The organism is Negativicutes bacterium (genome assembly GCA_021372785.1).
Lineage (GTDB): Bacteria > Bacillota > JAAYKD01 > JAAYKD01 > JAAYKD01 > JAJFTT01.
Genome location: JAJFTT010000039.1, coordinates 1 through 15,753, shown reverse-complemented (window position 1 = coordinate 15,753; position 15,753 = coordinate 1). Strand labels below are relative to the sequence as shown.

Sequence of the window (15,753 nt, the reverse complement as noted above, 5' to 3'; positions counted from 1 at the left end):
AGAATTGCGTTTCGCAATTCGCGAAGGCGGCCGCACGGTTGGCGCCGGTGTCGTCACCGAAATCAAAGAAGCCTAGAAGAAACGATTCTTTAAGGAAAACCTGAAAGGCAGACAAGCCGCCGAAGAAGCAAGGCATGTCTGCCTTCTCTTATTTCCCGGAAATAAGAGAAGGCTAAAAAAAAGAAAATGCTATTTGAATGTGCTTTAAGCTTAAAATACCTGAGCCATTTTCGGCTTTAAACGTTTAAAAACGACGTTAAGTTTATTTATTAAATTCATTGACAGTAAGGCTTGGTTTGTGTTATTCTAATTCAGTCATAGATACAAGCAGAAATTGACTTGTGTTAATCGCTTAGGAGGTGCTTGATTCATGAGAGTCGGAATCAGTTTAGCTTGCACAGAATGTAAGCAGAGAAATTACCGGACAGAAAAAAACAAAAAGAAAAACACCGAGCGTCTGGAATTAAAAAAATACTGCAAATTCTGCAAAACTCACACTTTGCATCGCGAAACGCGCTAGTGAGGTGATGAGATGAAGTTTGTGGACAGAATTAAAGGTTGGGGTAAAGGGATTACAACGTTTTTCCGTGATGTCCGCAGTGAGCTGCGCAAAGTGCAGTGGCCGGGTAAAAAAGAAACGGTTGTTTATTCTGTTCTGGTCGCTGTTTTTACGTGCTTTGTTTCTCTTTTGATTTGGTTGATTGACTCAATCTTCAGCACGTTGATGTCTTTCATTATATAATGTCTGCCGGGAAGGGAAGAGGTGAGACTGCGTAATGAAGAGAGAATGGTACATTGTTCATACCTATTCAGGTTATGAGAATAAGGTCAAAGACAACCTGGAGAAAAGAGTAGAAACAATGGAAATGCAGGACAAAATCTTTCGGGTTGAAGTTCCTACCGATGATGAGGTGGAAATCAAAGATTCCAAAAAGAAATTGACCAAACGAAAATTATATCCCGGTTATGTTTTGGTTGAGATGATTTATACGGATGATTCCTGGTATGTTGTTCGGAATACGCCCGGCGTAACCGGCTTCATCAGCAGTGACAACAACAAACCAATTCCCATGGAGACAGAGGAAGTGGATCGGATTATCGGCCGTCAAAGCCAAAATGCGGAGCATATTGTCCATATTGATTTGGCAGTCGGAGACAAAGTGGAAGTAATCGAAGGCCCCTTTGCCGGTAAAAACGGTACGATTCTCGAAATTGATTTGGAACAACAGTATTTGAAAGTTTTGCTTTCTGTTTTCGGCTTCGGTCGGGAGGTTCCTACGGAACTGGCTCTGACCGACGTGAAAAAAGCATAGAAACGCAAGAAAGTCTCGTCTTGCGTTGCTTTTGTTGCAATATAAAAATGCTGTGACAGAAGAAATTATATAAAAAGGAGGTGGAGTAAACATGGCAAAGAAACTCGTTAAGGTTGTTAAACTGCAATTACCTGCCGCAAAAGCGACACCGGCACCCCCCGTGGGACCTACCCTCGGTCAGGCTGGTATCAATATGATGGCGTTCCTGAAAGAATTCAATGAAAAAACCGCTGCTCAGATTGGTTTGGTAATTCCTGTTGAGATTTCCGTATATCAGGATCGTTCCTTCACGTTTGTATTGAAGACACCGCCGGCAGCAGTATTGCTGAAAAAGGCGTGCAATATCGATACCGCGTCCGGAACGCCCAACTCGAAAAAAGTGGGCAAGATTTCAAAGGATAAAGTCCGTGAAATCGCCCAAATGAAGCTGCCCGATTTAAATGCCGCTTCTTTAGAAGCCGCAATGCGCATGGTTGAGGGTACTGCCCGCAGTATGGGGATTGAGATCGAAGTGTAATTCACCAAGATCCGACACTACTCGCAGCCGGTGGGAGGGGTAATCCCCCGCATGACCACAAAGGAGGAAAAATAAATGTCCAAACACGGAAAAAGATTTGCTGAAGCAGCAAAATTGGTGGATCGCAGCAAACAATACGAACCATTGGAAGCATTGGAACTGATCGGCAAGATCAGCACCACTAAATTCGTTGAAACGGTGGATATCGCGGTTGTTTTGGGTGTGAATCCCAAACATGCCGACCAGAATGTCCGCGGTGCGGCAGTCATGCCCGCTGGTTTAGGCAAGACTGTGCGCGTTATCGCTTTTGCCAAAGGCGATAAAGCAAAAGAAGCAGAAGAAGCCGGTGCCGATGTGGTTGGCGCCGAAGAATTGGTTGCAAAAATCCAAGCCGGCTGGTCGGATTTCGATGTAGCGGTTGCCACACCGGATGTCATGGGCTTGGTTGGCCGTCTGGGCCGTGTGCTTGGCCCGCGCGGTTTAATGCCAAATCCCAAGACCGGCACCGTCAGCATGGATATTGCAAAAGCAATAGCTGAGATCAAATCCGGTAAAGCGGAATACCGTGTAGATAAAGCCGGTGTTGTACATGCACCGATCGGCAAAGCCAATTTTACGGTTGCTCAACTGGCAACGAACATGGAGGCTTTAATGGATGCTTTGGTGAAAGCGCGGCCTGCAACCGCAAAAGGTCAATATATTAAATCCGTTACCATCACAACCACGATGGGCCCTGGCATCCATGTAAATCCCCTGCATGCTACAGGAAAACTCTTGCCTCAAGTCTAATTTGTCTTGACAAAAGCGAGCATAGCAATTAGAATAAGTAACAGATCGTAGACAGCAGGTACAATTTTGTTTAAATATCCTGCCGAGGTCGGAAATGTCGCTGATCATAAGCGGTGTCCGTCTGTCTGCGGATGCCGCTTTTTTGATAGCAGGAATGATGACGAGCAACTCGGAGACCGAGGCTGTTCAGCCGCTTTCCATTGCGTTTGCTATTGTTAAACTGAATTTTGCAAAATAAGGGGGGTGTATGTAAGATGAATACGATTCGCGATCAGAAAATGGCGGCGGTGCTTGAGATTAAAGACAAAATGCAAAGCGCACATTCCGTGCTTTTTATGGATTATAAGGGTATGAATGTTGCCACGGTAACCAGACTGCGCCGAAAATGCCGGGAAGCCGGTGTTGAGATGAAGGTGGTAAAAAACACCTTGACTCGACGTGCGGCAACCGAGCTAGGTCTGTCCGGCATCAACTCCAAGTTAGAAGGAACGACGGCAGCGTTTTTTGGTTTAAACGATCCGGTTTCTCCCGCTAAGGTTCTGGAAGCCTTTATTAAGGAAAACAAGCTGACGTTGGAGATCAAAGCCGGTATTGTGGAAGGTAAAGTGATTGATGCGGCAGGCATCAAAGCACTGGCCGGCCTGCCCGATAAAAATGTTCTTATTGCTCAGGTCCTTGGCACGCTCATTGCGCCGATTACCGGATTTTACTCTGTGCTGCAAGGCAATACCCGCAATTTGGTATATGCTTTGGAAGCAATTCGTCAGCAAAAAGAAGAAGCAGGCAACTAGTTTGCCGGATGCTGCTTACTTTAATAAGAAAAATTTAGGAGGATGTTGAAAATGAATAAAGAACAATTAATTGAAGCGATTAGCAATTTGACCGTATTAGAGCTGGCCGATCTGGTTAAAGCACTGGAAGAGAAATTTGGTGTTTCCGCCGCCGCTCCTGCCGTTGCTGCCGCTGCCCCTGTAGCCGCCGCCGCTGTTGCTGTGGAAGAAGAACAAACCGAATTTGATGTCATTCTCGAAACCATTGGCGACAAGAAGATCAATGTCATTAAAGTTGTTCGCGAAGTCACCGGCCTTGGCTTAACCGAGTCGAAAGCCATCGTTGACGGCGCTCCCAAAGCTGTAAAAGAAAAGGTTTCCAAAGCCGACGGCGAAGAAATCGTCAAGAAGCTGGTGGAAGCCGGCGCTGTTGCCAAATTAAAATAGTTGCTGATTTACAGCATAACGGGATATCCTGTTTGCAGGATATCCCGTTTCCATTGGCAGCCCGTTCAGCCCGTTTGCGGGCCGAACGGGCTGTGCTGGCAGCGGATCCGATGGCCGAACCATTATCCACGAAAGATCTTAGGTTACAAATCGCCGGATAGAATGACAGCTTACATTATAACTGATAATCTATGGCGGGCAATGTAACTTGCAATTTTCTGCCGGAACCCTTGACAAGAGCATGATCATATGGTAATATGAATAATTGCAATAGTGTAGGATGGACTTATTGTTCTTTCCGCACCGATGTTATTTGTTCCGTGACAGGAACTTCGATTTTGAGGATGAAATAAGCGAGGAGTCGTGAGCAGGTATGAAAGTTAATAAATACCTGCTTTTTTAGTTACTCTGATGCTTCCGAAATCCAAACAAGGAGTGACAAATTTGGACGGTAAGATAGTCAGATCCGGGATGCGCGAGCGCTTTTCTTTCTCCAGAATTGATGAAGTGCTGCCAATTCCGAATCTTATTGAGGTTCAACAGAGTTCTTACCAATGGTTTCTGAATGTTGGCTTGAAAGAGTTACTGCGGGATATTTCTCCGGTTCAGGATTTTACCAACAATTTGAGCCTTTTCTTTGGTGATTATCGTTTGGGTGAACCGAAATATACGGTGGACAGTTCAAAAGAGCGAGATGTCACTTATGCGGCTCCAATGCGTGTGAGAGTCATGCTCAGTAATAAGCAAACCGGCGAAGTGAAAGAACAGGAAGTTTTCATGGGAGATTTTCCTCTGATGACGGATCAGGGAACTTTCATTATCAACGGTGCAGAACGCGTTATCGTCAGCCAATTGGTAAGATCTCCCGGCGCTTATTTTGTCTGGACCGTTGATGCCAATAACAACCGTGTCTACAGTTCTCAGATCATCCCCAACAGAGGAGCATGGCTTGAGTTTGAGACTGATTCGAACAATGCTTTATATACACGGATAGATCGCAACCGCAAACTTCCTGTCACTGTTTTATTGCGCGTTTTGGGCCTGGCACAAAACGCTGAAATTTTGGATTTCTTTAATGATGATCCTCGTCTGCGGATTACATTGGAAAAAGATACGACGGACAGCCGCATCACTGCTCTTTTTGAAATTTATAAAAAGTTACGTCCCGGCGAACCGCCGACAGAAGACAGTGCCATGAATTTAATCAGGACACTCTTCTTTGATCCGCGCCGCTATGATTTGATGCAGGTCGGACGTTATAAAATGAATAAAAAACTGGCTCTGCAGCGCCGGGCGTTGGGACGCGTTGCTTCCCGCCCCGTTGTGACCGAACAAAATATTTATTCGGATGAGGGAGCACTTCTGCTTTCCGCCGGGGAAGTGATTGTCAGTCAGGGAGAAGTGCTGACCCGGGATCATTTTCAAAAATGTTTGGAAGCCGGCATCAACGTAGTTTATGTGTTTGCCGGAGACGGTGAGCATGAGATCAAGGTGATTGGCAACGGTTACCAATGCAGCACCTGGCAGGAACGTCTCCTGGGTCAACGCCTGGCCGAGACGGTAAAGATCGATGATCAAATCCTTGCCAGCGCAGGCGAGGTGCTGGATGAGAATCATTTGACCGCTTTCCTGCCTTATGTGGAGGAAGGCAGTTTAAGGCAAGTCACGATTCAAAGGGAAGATGCTGTTCAAACGGTTTATTTGGGTGCTCAATATCATTTGAGAGGCGAAAAGTACCTGACTGTCGAGGATATTTTAGCAGCTGTCAGTTATCAGTTGAATATTATGGATGGTTTGGGCAACCGGGATGATATCGATCATTTAGGCAACCGCCGTCTGCGTTCTGTCGGAGAATTGCTGCAGAATCAGTTCCGGGTCGGTTTGGCGCGGATGGAGCGTGTCATTCGCGAGCGTATGTCGATCCAAAATACAGAACAGGTGACACCGCAGGCTTTGATCAATATTCGCCCGGTGGTGGCATCAATCAAAGAATTTTTTGGTTCCAGTCAGTTATCACAGTTTATGGATCAAACCAATCCATTGGCGGAATTAGCGCATAAGCGGCGCTTAAGTGCTCTTGGACCCGGTGGTTTAAGCCGGGACCGGGCTGGGTTTGAAGTCCGCGATGTGCATGCCAGCCATTATGGCAGAATGTGTCCGATTGAATCTCCCGAAGGTCCGAACATCGGTCTGATCGGCTCGCTGACCACCTATGCCCGGATTAATCAGTATGGTTTTATTGAAACGCCATACCGTCGAGTCAATCATGAAACCGGGCAGGTAACCAGTGTGATCGATTACCTGACCGCCGATGAAGAAGATGAGTTTATTTGTACGCAAGCCAATACACCTCTAACGGCAGATCAGTATTTTACACAGGATAAAATTACCGTGCGGCTGCGCAACCTGGAAATCAAACAGGTGGCACCCAAAGAGGTAGATTATATGGATGTATCCCCCAAACAGTTGTTTTCTGTGGCTACTACCATGGTCCCCTTCCTGGAGCATGATGATGCTTCCCGTGCCTTGATGGGTTCCAACATGCAAAAGCAGGCGGTACCGCTGCTCGTGCCCATGGCTCCTTTTGTTGGCACCGGGATGGAAGGTAAAGCCGCGATTGACTCCGGTGTCTGTGTGATCGCCCGCCGCAAAGGTGTGGTCATCCGTGCTACCGCCGATCAAATCAAAGTCCTGGGTGATGATAATGAAGTAGATACTTTCAAACTGACCAAGTTCACCCGCTCCAATCAGGGAACCTGCATGAACCAGCGCGTGATCTGTCACAAAGGTCAGCTTGTCGAAAAAGGTGACGTTTTAGCGGATGGTCCTGCCACCGAAAGCGGCGAATTGGCGCTCGGTAAAAACGTTCTGGCGGCTTATATGCCTTGGGAAGGCTACAATTATGAGGATGCGATCCTTTTATCTGAAAAAGTTGTGCGTGAAGATATTTTCACCTCCATACATATTGAAGAATACGAATCGGATGCGCGGGATACCAAACTCGGACCGGAAGAAATCACCCGTGATATTCCCAATGTCGGCGAAGATCAGCTGAGGGATTTGGACGACCGCGGTATCGTCCGCATCGGTGCGGATGTTCGTTCCGGAGACATTCTGGTCGGTAAGGTCACACCCAAAGGAGAAACCGAACTGACTTCGGAAGAACGTCTGCTGCGCGCGATCTTTGGTGAAAAAGCCCGCGAAGTCAGAGATACCTCCCTGCGTGTACCCAATGGGGAGTCCGGTAAAATTGTGGATGTTAAGGTGTTCTCACGCGAGAACAATGATGAATTATCACCCGGTGTCAATGAATTGGTCCGTGTTTATGTCGCACAAAAGCGTAAAATCAGCGTTGGAGATAAAATGGCCGGACGCCATGGCAACAAAGGTGTGGTCTCCCGAATTATGGCGGAAGAAGATATGCCTTACCTGCCGGACGGCACCCCAATCCAAATTGTGCTGAACCCTTTGGGTGTTCCATCCCGAATGAATATCGGACAAATCATGGAAGTTCACATCGGCGCCGCCGCGCAGAAATTAAAGATGCACATTGCGACCCCTGTTTTCGACGGAGCTGATGAGCAGGATGTGGTGGACGCCTTAAGACAAGCAGAAATGGAAGAGGACGGCAAAAGCGTCTTGTATGACGGCCGCACCGGCGACCCCTTTGAAAACCGTGTAACGGTTGGCTATGTCTATATGATGAAGCTGTTTCATTTGGTTGATGATAAGATCCACGCCCGCTCAACCGGACCTTATTCGCTGGTTACCCAACAGCCTTTGGGTGGGAAAGCTCAATTTGGCGGACAGCGTTTCGGAGAGATGGAAGTTTGGGCCCTGGAAGCTTACGGTGCTGCCTATACCCTGCAGGAATTACTGACGGTGAAATCAGACGATGTGATCGGCCGGGTTAAAACATATGAAGCGATTGTCAAAGGCGAGAATGTTCCGGAACCGGGTATCCCCGAATCGTTTAAAGTTTTAATCAAGGAGTTGCAGAGTTTGTGCCTGGATGTGAAAGTTTACTCTGCTGACAACAATGAAATCATCATCCGCGAAACGGATGATGACATCGGCGAAACCGCCCGCGAGCTGGATCTCAACATTGAGGTTCCGGAAGCAGACTTGCTGCCGGATGGCATGGAAGAACCGGAGGATCAATTGGATAATGAAGATTTACCTTTGGATTATCCGATGCTTGACTCAACGGAAGAAATTGGCCGGCATGAGGGAACAGCAAAGAAAGAACTGATTATTGACGATGCAAAATTGGCACAATTGGCGAAACTGGTTGCTTCTAAACTGGAAGACGAACTCCTGGATGAAGATCTTCTCGATTCCGAAGAGGAAGAAGACGAAGAAGAAGATGAGAATCCGAAATGATGTTAATTTGTCTTGCCTGTGCACAACCGGCTGTACTATAGAAGGGAGATAATGCTCATGCTGGATGTCAACATTGCTTCCATGAAAATTGGACTTGCTTCCTCAGAGCAGATTCGCAAATGGTCGCGCGGTGAGGTAAAAAAGCCGGAGACGATCAATTACCGTACTTTAAAACCGGAAAAAGACGGGTTGTTTTGCGAAAAGATTTTTGGCCCTACCAAAGATTGGGAATGCTACTGCGGTAAGTATAAGAGAATCCGCTATAAAGGCATTGTTTGTGATCGCTGCGGTGTGGAAGTGACCCGCGCAAAGGTTCGCCGTGAACGGATGGGTCATATTGAATTGGCGGCACCCGTCTCACATATTTGGTTCTTTAAAGGAATTCCAAGCCGTATGGGTTTGATTTTGGATATGTCTCCCCGCATCTTAGAAAAAGTGCTCTATTTTGCCGCCTATATTGTTTTGGACCCCGGCAACGGGACCGATCTGACGGAGAAAGAAATCCTCAATGAAGCACAGTATCGTGAAGCGCGGGACAAGTATGGTTCAGCCGGATTCAGAGCCGGCATGGGCGCGGAATCGGTGCGGGAATTGTTGGAAAAAGTGAATCTGGAAGATCTTTGCACCACATTGCGCGATGAGATCAAGACGACATCCGGTCAGCGCAAAACGCGCGCCAGCCGTCGTTTGGAGGCAGCGGAAGCGTTTCGTAAATCCGGTAACCGTCCGGAATGGATGGTGATGGATGCGGTGCCGGTGATTCCTCCCGAATTGCGTCCGATGGTACAGTTGGACGGCGGCAGATTTGCTACCTCGGATCTGAATGATCTCTACCGCCGTGTGATCAATCGCAACAATCGTTTAAAAAAATTACTCGAGTTGGGTGCCCCTGATATCATCGTTCGGAATGAGAAGCGTATGCTGCAGGAAGCCGTTGATGCTTTGATTGATAACGGCCGGCGCGGTCGGCCGGTGACAGGCGCCGGAAACCGGCCGCTAAAATCCCTGAGCGAAATGCTGAAGGGAAAGCAGGGGCGTTTCCGCCAGAATTTATTGGGTAAACGCGTTGATTATTCCGGGCGTTCTGTGATCGTGGTTGGACCGGAACTGAAAATGTATCAATGCGGCTTACCGAAAGAAATGGCTTTGGAGCTGTTTAAGCCTTTTGTAATGAAAGTTTTAGTGCAAAAAGGCTTGGCGCATAATATCAAATCAGCCAAACGGAAAGTGGAACGCGTCAGTGACGAAGTCTGGGATGTCCTGGAGGAAGTCATCAAAGGTCATCCGGTGATGCTGAACCGTGCTCCCACTTTGCATCGCCTTGGTATCCAGGCGTTTGAACCGATTTTGGTCGAAGGGCGCGCCATCAAGCTGCACCCTCTGGTTTGTCATGGTTTCAATGCCGACTTCGACGGCGATCAAATGGCTGTGCATGTGCCGCTTTCTCCGGAAGCACAGGCGGAAGCTCGCTTTCTGATGATGTCTACCAATAATATCCTGAACCCCAAAGATGGCAAACCGGAAATCACACCGCAGCAGGATATGATTCTGGGCAGCTATTATCTGACCATCATACGCGATGGCGCGATCGGCAGCGGCAAACTATTTATCAATTATGAAGAAGCTTTAATGGCGTATCAAACCGGCGTTCTGCATTTGCAGGCGCCAATCAGGGTGCGCCGCCGTGTGACGATGGCGGATGGCACGCCGGTGACGAAAATCATTCCTACCACGATAGGGCGGATGATCCTCAACGAAAAAATACCGCAGGATCTTGGTTTTGTTGATCGGACCAATCCGGAGACTGCCTGTAATCTGGAAGTGGATTTCCCGATCGATAAAGGTACTTTGGCTGAAGTGGTCTGGCGTGTTTACCAGATTCATGGCAATGCCGGTACAGCGGAAGTCATCAATGACATCAAAAACCTGGCCTTCAATTATGCCACCCGCGGCGGCATCAGTATCGGTTTGCAGGATGTGGCCGTGCCGAAAGAAAAGACAGAAATTCTGGAACGCACGGAAAAAGAAGTGGAAAAAGTAGAACGCTATTTTGCGCGCGGTCATATCAGCGAAAAAGAACGCTATGATAAAGTGGTTGCGCTTTGGAGCGCGGCTACCAAGGAAGTTCAATCTAAACTGGAAGGTTCTATGGATAAATTCAACCCGATTTATATGATGGCGACTTCGAAAGCCAGAGCGAATATGTCTCAGCTGGGTCAGTTGGCTGGTATGCGCGGATTGATGACAGATCCAACCGGACGTATCATCGACTTGCCGATCAAATCGAATTTCCGGGAAGGACTTTCCGTACTGGAATACTTCATTTCGACCCATGGCACAAGAAAAGGTTTGGCGGATACCGCACTGCGAACCGCTGACTCCGGCTATCTGACCAGACGTCTGGTCGACGTTTCTCAGGATGTGATCATCCGTGAAGATGACTGCGGTACGACCAATGGGATTGAAATGGTTGAGATCCGTGACGGACGCCAATTGATCGAGAAGTTGGAAGAACGTTTGGTCGGGCGCTACGCTTCCATTGATATTGCGGTTCCCGAACTGGTTGCTGCCGACACGGGTGAGCTGATTTCAGAAGCGACAGCACAGCTGCACGGCACAATAGATGAAGAGAATCAGCTGCTTTTTGTGCGGAGCGGCGAAGCGATCACGGCGGATATCGCCAAAGAAATCTGTGCCTATGGGATCATCAGGAGCAAAGTCAGCGGTATGGCGCGGATCGTGAACAACAGTGTGGTGGTAACCGATGATGTCGGAGTGGAACATATTTATTACCTCTATCTGAAACCGGATGGGCAGGTGCAGAAGCCGGCTGCCGTTGATCAGATGAAAGTAAAAAGCGGTGACGCTTTAAGTGAACCGCTGATTAGCAAAGTGCTTTGCCGTTCTGTCCTGACCTGCGCGACCCGTCATGGTGTCTGTGTGAAATGTTATGGCCGCAATATGTCAAATGGCCGGATGGTCGATGTGGGCGAAGCGGTGGGCATCATTGCGGCGCAATCCATCGGCGAACCGGGAACACAGCTGACCATGCGGACCTTCCATACAGGCGGTGTAGCCAGCAGTGAAGACATTACGCAAGGCTTACCGCGTGTGGAAGAGGTTTTTGAGGCGCGTAAGCCCAAAGGCCAGGCCAGCATGACAGTGATTGCCGGTAAGGTGAAAATTATCGAAAATAAAGGGAAACGCGAAATCGAAGTCACGGCCGATGACGGCGAAGCGCATGCTTATGCGGCGCCTTTCGGTGTTAATTTGCTGGTGAAAGACAATGATTTGGTGAACATCGGTGATCCGCTTACTTCCGGCAGTTTGAATCCTCACGATTTACTGACCTTTAAAGGCGTCAATGCTGTGCAGAATTATATGGTGCAGGAAATCCAGAAGGTCTATCGTAACCAGGGTGTGGAAATCAACGATAAACATATTGAAGTCATTGTCCGGCAGATGCTGCGCAAGGTTCGGGTGGAAGAAGCCGGCGATACCGATTTGCTGACCAATGGCATCATCGACATCTTTGATTTTGAAGATGCCAATGCCAATGCCTTCGCGGCAGGATTGGAACCAGCGGTGGCTAATCCAGTTTTATTGGGAATTACCAAAGCATCCCTGGCAACGGATTCCTTCCTGTCGGCCGCTTCTTTCCAGGAGACGACCAGAGTCTTGACGGAAGCTGCGATCAAAGGGAAGAGCGACCCCTTGCTTGGCTTAAAAGAAAACGTAATTATCGGTAAATTGATTCCGGCCGGAACCGGTATGCCGATTTACCGCGACGTTTTGCTGGAAGATCCCGACGCGGAATTCCTCAGCAAGTCGGTATCGGATGAGATTGATCCCTGACAAGGTCGTGCCTCTTTCCATAGATAGATTATGTAATAATTAAAAACATTGCACAATTGATTGACAGCGGCTCTCCGAAAGATGTATAATTTTAGAGTTGCTGTTTCTGAAATGGATAACTATGCCCAAAAAGGAGTGGTTAGATGACATTGGAGCTGTTGAAGCAGGCTAAACGGAAAACGATCGGTTCGAAACAAACCATGAAAGGAGTTTGCTCGGGACGGGTTGCAAGCGTTTTTCTGGCCAGTGATGCGGAGGACCATGTAATCAAACCTTTACAGCAGCTTTGTGATGAGAAAGCAATTCCTTATCTGATGGTTGAGAGTATGCTCACCCTGGGGAAGGCTTGCGGAATTCGTATCGGAGCTGCCGCGGCAGGGATCATCAGAGATGCAGACCTAAATTAATTCACACTGAACATTAAGGAATTGAATCAGCCAACTGGAAGCCAATTAAAACAAAACGACAAAGAAGGGTGGTGTAGATATATGCCAACAATCAACCAACTGGTCCGTAAAGGCCGCGTGAAAGTAGAATACAAGTCAAAATCACCGGCGCTGGACAGCTGCCCTCAAAGGCGCGGTGTTTGCACAGTGGTCCGTACAACGACCCCGAAGAAGCCGAACTCCGCTTTGCGTAAGGTTGCCCGTGTGCGTCTTACCAACGGAATTGAGGTTACCGCGTACATTCCGGGTGTCGGTCACAATTTGCAGGAGCACAGCGTAGTATTGGTGCGCGGAGGCCGTGTGAAAGATTTGCCTGGTGTCCGTTATCATATCATACGCGGCGCGCTGGATACCGCCGGCGTCCAAAAACGCCTGCAGAGCCGCTCAAAATATGGCGCTAAACGTCCCAAAAAATAACTGAAACTAAAGTATCTGCCCTACTATGCAATTGTGAGGAGGAAGAACCGTGCCAAGAAAAGGTCCAGTGCCAAAACGGGAAGTACTGCCGGATCCGGTTTATAACAGTGTTCTGGTTACCCGCGTCATTAATAAAATCATGATGGATGGCAAACGTGGTGTCGCACAATCGATCTTCTACAACGCATGCAATATCATTCAAACCAAAACCAACAAAGATCCTATGGAAGTTGTTGATAACGCTTTGAAGAACATCATGCCTGTATTGGAAGTAAAAGCGCGCCGGGTTGGTGGTGCCACTTATCAGGTTCCAATTGAAGTGGCTCCCGATCGCCGCCGCACGTTAGGAATTCGCTGGTTGATCGACTATGCGCGCAAACGCAACGAACGCACCATGGAAGAGAAACTTGCCGGTGAATTTATGGATGCTGCCAACAATGTCGGCAACGCTGTCAAAAAACGTGAAGATACTCATAAAATGGCCGAAGCCAACAAGGCTTTTGCACATTATCGCTGGTAAGAAAAGAATAATCGCCGAAAGGATTTAAGCGAAAGGAGGAAAAACGCGTGCCAAGAACGATACCATTAGAAAAAGTAAGAAATATCGGGATTATGGCTCATATTGATGCAGGTAAAACTACCACAACGGAACGTATCCTATATTATACGGGCCGTGTGCATCGGATGGGCGAAGTGCATGACGGTGCAGCCACGATGGATTGGATGGTCCAGGAAGCAGAACGCGGGATTACAATCACTTCGGCAGCTACGACTTGTCAATGGCATGATTGTTCGATCAATATTATCGACACACCAGGGCACGTTGACTTTACCGTAGAAGTCGAGCGTTCGCTTAGAGTCCTTGATGGCGCTGTAGCGGTCTTCTGTGCTAAGGGAGGAGTCGAACCCCAATCGGAAACGGTTTGGCATCAGGCTGATCGGTACAATGTGCCTAGGATTGCTTATGTGAACAAAATGGATATCACCGGTGCCGATTTTCAGCATGTGATTGAAATGATGCGGGAACGGCTCGGAGCGAAAGCCATGCCGGTTCAGCTGCCGATCGGGCAGGAAGATACTTTCATCGGTATCATCGATCTCGTAGAACAGAAAGCCTTTTATTATATGGATCATGAAGGCAAAGACATCCAACTGCGTGAAATTCCTGCCGATATGCTGGAAGCGGCACAAACCGCCAGAGCGGAGCTGCTGGAAACAATTTCCGAATTTGATGATGATATATTGACAAAATTGTTGGAAAACGAGGAACCCAGTATTGCGGAGATCAAAGCGGCGATTCGTAAAGCAACGATCTCCGTCAAGTTTTTCCCGGTGTTCTGCGGGAGCTCGTATCGCAACAAAGGTGTTCAACTTTTACTGGACGGCATTGTGGATTACTTGCCGTCACCCAAAGACATCGGTGAAGTCAGAGGAATTGATCTGGATACCGATGAAGAAACAATCCGTAAGTTTGGCGATGACGAACCGCTGGCCGCGCTGGCTTTTAAAATTGCCGCGGATCCTTTCGTCGGGAAACTTGCTTTTGTGCGCGTCTATTCCGGCAAAATCAGTGCCGGTTCTTATGTCTATAACTCCTCCCAGGGAAAAAGAGAAAGGATCGGCCGTGTTTTAAGAATGCATGCCAACCACCGGGAAGATATGACGGATGCCTGCGCGGGTGATATCTGCGCAATCGTCGGTCTAAAGGATACCTATACCGGTGACACGCTGTGTGATGAAAAGCACCCGATTGTACTGGAGTCGATGAACTTCCCGGAACCGGTCATCAATCAGGCTATTGAACCGAAAACGAAGGCCGATCAGGAGAAATTAGGCTTGGCCCTCAATCGTTTAACCGAGGAAGATCCCAGCCTGCGTGCTTATACCGAACCGGATACCGGCCAAACCATTATTGCCGGCATGGGCGAACTGCATTTGGAGATCGTTGTGGACCGCCTGAGACGCGAATTCAATGTCGATGCCAATGTAGGAAGTCCCATGGTTGCTTATCGCGAGACGATTTCCCGTCTGGCCAAAGGCGAGGGCAAGTTTGTGCGTCAAACCGGCGGCCATGGTCAGTATGGTCATGCAGTGATTCAATTGGAACCGTTGGAAGCGGGATCCGGGTATGAATTTGTCAATAAAACGGTTGGCGGATCAGTTCCCAAAGAATTTATTAACCCGATTGACAACGGTATCAAAGAAGCGATGAGCAATGGTATTTTAGCCGGTTACCCGGTGATCGACATTCGGGCAACTTTGCTGGATGGTTCGTATCATGAAGTGGATTCCTCGGAAATGGCGTTTAAAATCGCCGGTTCCATGGCCTTCAAGAATACTGCCGAAAAAGCAGGACCGGTTTTACTGGAACCGATTATGAAAGTGGAAGTTGTTGTTCCCGAGAACTTTCTGGGCGATGTGATCGGTGATATCAATAGCCGCCGTGGTCATATTGAAGGAATTGAAGCCAGACCGGGTGTGCAGGTAGTTCATGCTCATGTGCCGCTTGCTTCGATGTTTGGTTACGCGACTGTGCTGCGCTCCAGTACACAGGGGCGTGCAATCTATTCCATGGAGCCCAGTCATTATGCCGAAGTGCCGAAGAGTGTTTCGGAAGGTATTATACAAAAAACAAGAGGCGTATAGCTTCGCAACAGTTAAGGAGGAACGTTGAATTGGCCAAAAAGAAATATGAACGTACGAAGACCCATGTAAATATCGGAACGATTGGTCACATTGATCATGGCAAAACAACATTGACGGCAGCCATAACCAAAGTGCTTTCCACCGTAGGTGGTGCAACAGTCATGAATTAT

15 protein-coding genes and 1 other annotated feature are annotated in these 15,753 nt (G+C 48.1%); all 15 genes read left to right on the top strand.

Annotation, left to right across the window (positions count from 1 at the left end; all coding sequences use genetic code 11):
- Positions 1 to 76 (top strand): hypothetical protein (locus LLG09_05685; protein ID MCE5196603.1); only part of this gene is annotated, 76 nt, incomplete at its 5' end.
- 294 nt (positions 77 to 370) lie between these two features.
- Entirely contained in the window at positions 371 to 520 is a 150-nt protein-coding gene (gene rpmG, locus LLG09_05680) for a 50S ribosomal protein L33 (GenBank protein MCE5196602.1), read from the top strand.
- Between the two features lie 12 nt (positions 521 to 532).
- Positions 533 to 742: a preprotein translocase subunit SecE gene (secE, locus tag LLG09_05675; protein MCE5196601.1), complete on the top strand. Its 210-nt coding sequence runs from the start codon at positions 533 to 535 to the stop codon at positions 740 to 742.
- Between the two features lie 34 nt (positions 743 to 776).
- Positions 777 to 1,313, top strand: coding sequence for a transcription termination/antitermination protein NusG (gene nusG, locus LLG09_05670; GenBank protein ID MCE5196600.1), 537 nt, complete (start codon positions 777 to 779; stop codon positions 1,311 to 1,313).
- Positions 1,314 to 1,404: 91 nt separating this feature from the next.
- A complete protein-coding gene (gene rplK / locus LLG09_05665; GenBank protein ID MCE5196599.1) occupies positions 1,405 to 1,830 on the top strand; it encodes a 50S ribosomal protein L11 in 426 nt (141 codons plus the stop codon).
- A gap of 75 nt (positions 1,831 to 1,905) precedes the next feature.
- On the top strand, positions 1,906 to 2,619 hold the full coding sequence (gene rplA / locus LLG09_05660; protein ID MCE5196598.1) for a 50S ribosomal protein L1: 714 nt from the start codon (positions 1,906 to 1,908) through the stop codon (positions 2,617 to 2,619).
- A gap of 27 nt (positions 2,620 to 2,646) precedes the next feature.
- Positions 2,647 to 2,772: a sequence feature (ribosomal protein L10 leader region), on the top strand.
- 101 nt (positions 2,773 to 2,873) lie between these two features.
- The gene (gene rplJ / locus LLG09_05655; GenBank protein MCE5196597.1) at positions 2,874 to 3,410 is read left to right on the top strand and encodes a 50S ribosomal protein L10; all 537 of its coding nucleotides are present in this window, start codon (positions 2,874 to 2,876) and stop codon (positions 3,408 to 3,410) included.
- A 51-nt stretch (positions 3,411 to 3,461) separates the two neighbouring features.
- The gene (gene rplL / locus LLG09_05650) at positions 3,462 to 3,836 is read left to right on the top strand and encodes a 50S ribosomal protein L7/L12 (GenBank protein MCE5196596.1); all 375 of its coding nucleotides are present in this window, start codon (positions 3,462 to 3,464) and stop codon (positions 3,834 to 3,836) included.
- A gap of 471 nt (positions 3,837 to 4,307) precedes the next feature.
- On the top strand, positions 4,308 to 8,219 hold the full coding sequence (rpoB, locus tag LLG09_05645; GenBank protein ID MCE5196595.1) for a DNA-directed RNA polymerase subunit beta: 3,912 nt from the start codon (positions 4,308 to 4,310) through the stop codon (positions 8,217 to 8,219).
- A gap of 57 nt (positions 8,220 to 8,276) precedes the next feature.
- Entirely contained in the window at positions 8,277 to 12,074 is a 3,798-nt protein-coding gene (rpoC, locus tag LLG09_05640; protein ID MCE5196594.1) for a DNA-directed RNA polymerase subunit beta', read from the top strand.
- Between the two features lie 143 nt (positions 12,075 to 12,217).
- Positions 12,218 to 12,481, top strand: a complete 264-nt coding sequence (locus tag LLG09_05635) for a ribosomal L7Ae/L30e/S12e/Gadd45 family protein (GenBank protein MCE5196593.1) — start codon at positions 12,218 to 12,220, stop codon at positions 12,479 to 12,481.
- Positions 12,482 to 12,562: 81 nt separating this feature from the next.
- Positions 12,563 to 12,937 carry a 30S ribosomal protein S12 gene (gene rpsL, locus LLG09_05630; GenBank protein MCE5196592.1) on the top strand — a complete coding sequence of 125 codons (375 nt, stop codon included), beginning with the start codon at positions 12,563 to 12,565 and terminating at the stop codon, positions 12,935 to 12,937.
- A gap of 49 nt (positions 12,938 to 12,986) precedes the next feature.
- Entirely contained in the window at positions 12,987 to 13,457 is a 471-nt protein-coding gene (rpsG, locus tag LLG09_05625; protein MCE5196591.1) for a 30S ribosomal protein S7, read from the top strand.
- A gap of 47 nt (positions 13,458 to 13,504) precedes the next feature.
- Positions 13,505 to 15,583, top strand: a complete 2,079-nt coding sequence (gene fusA, locus LLG09_05620; GenBank protein ID MCE5196590.1) for an elongation factor G — start codon at positions 13,505 to 13,507, stop codon at positions 15,581 to 15,583.
- Between the two features lie 29 nt (positions 15,584 to 15,612).
- A partial coding sequence (locus tag LLG09_05615) for a GTP-binding protein (protein ID MCE5196589.1) occupies positions 15,613 to 15,753 on the top strand: 141 nt, incomplete at its 3' end.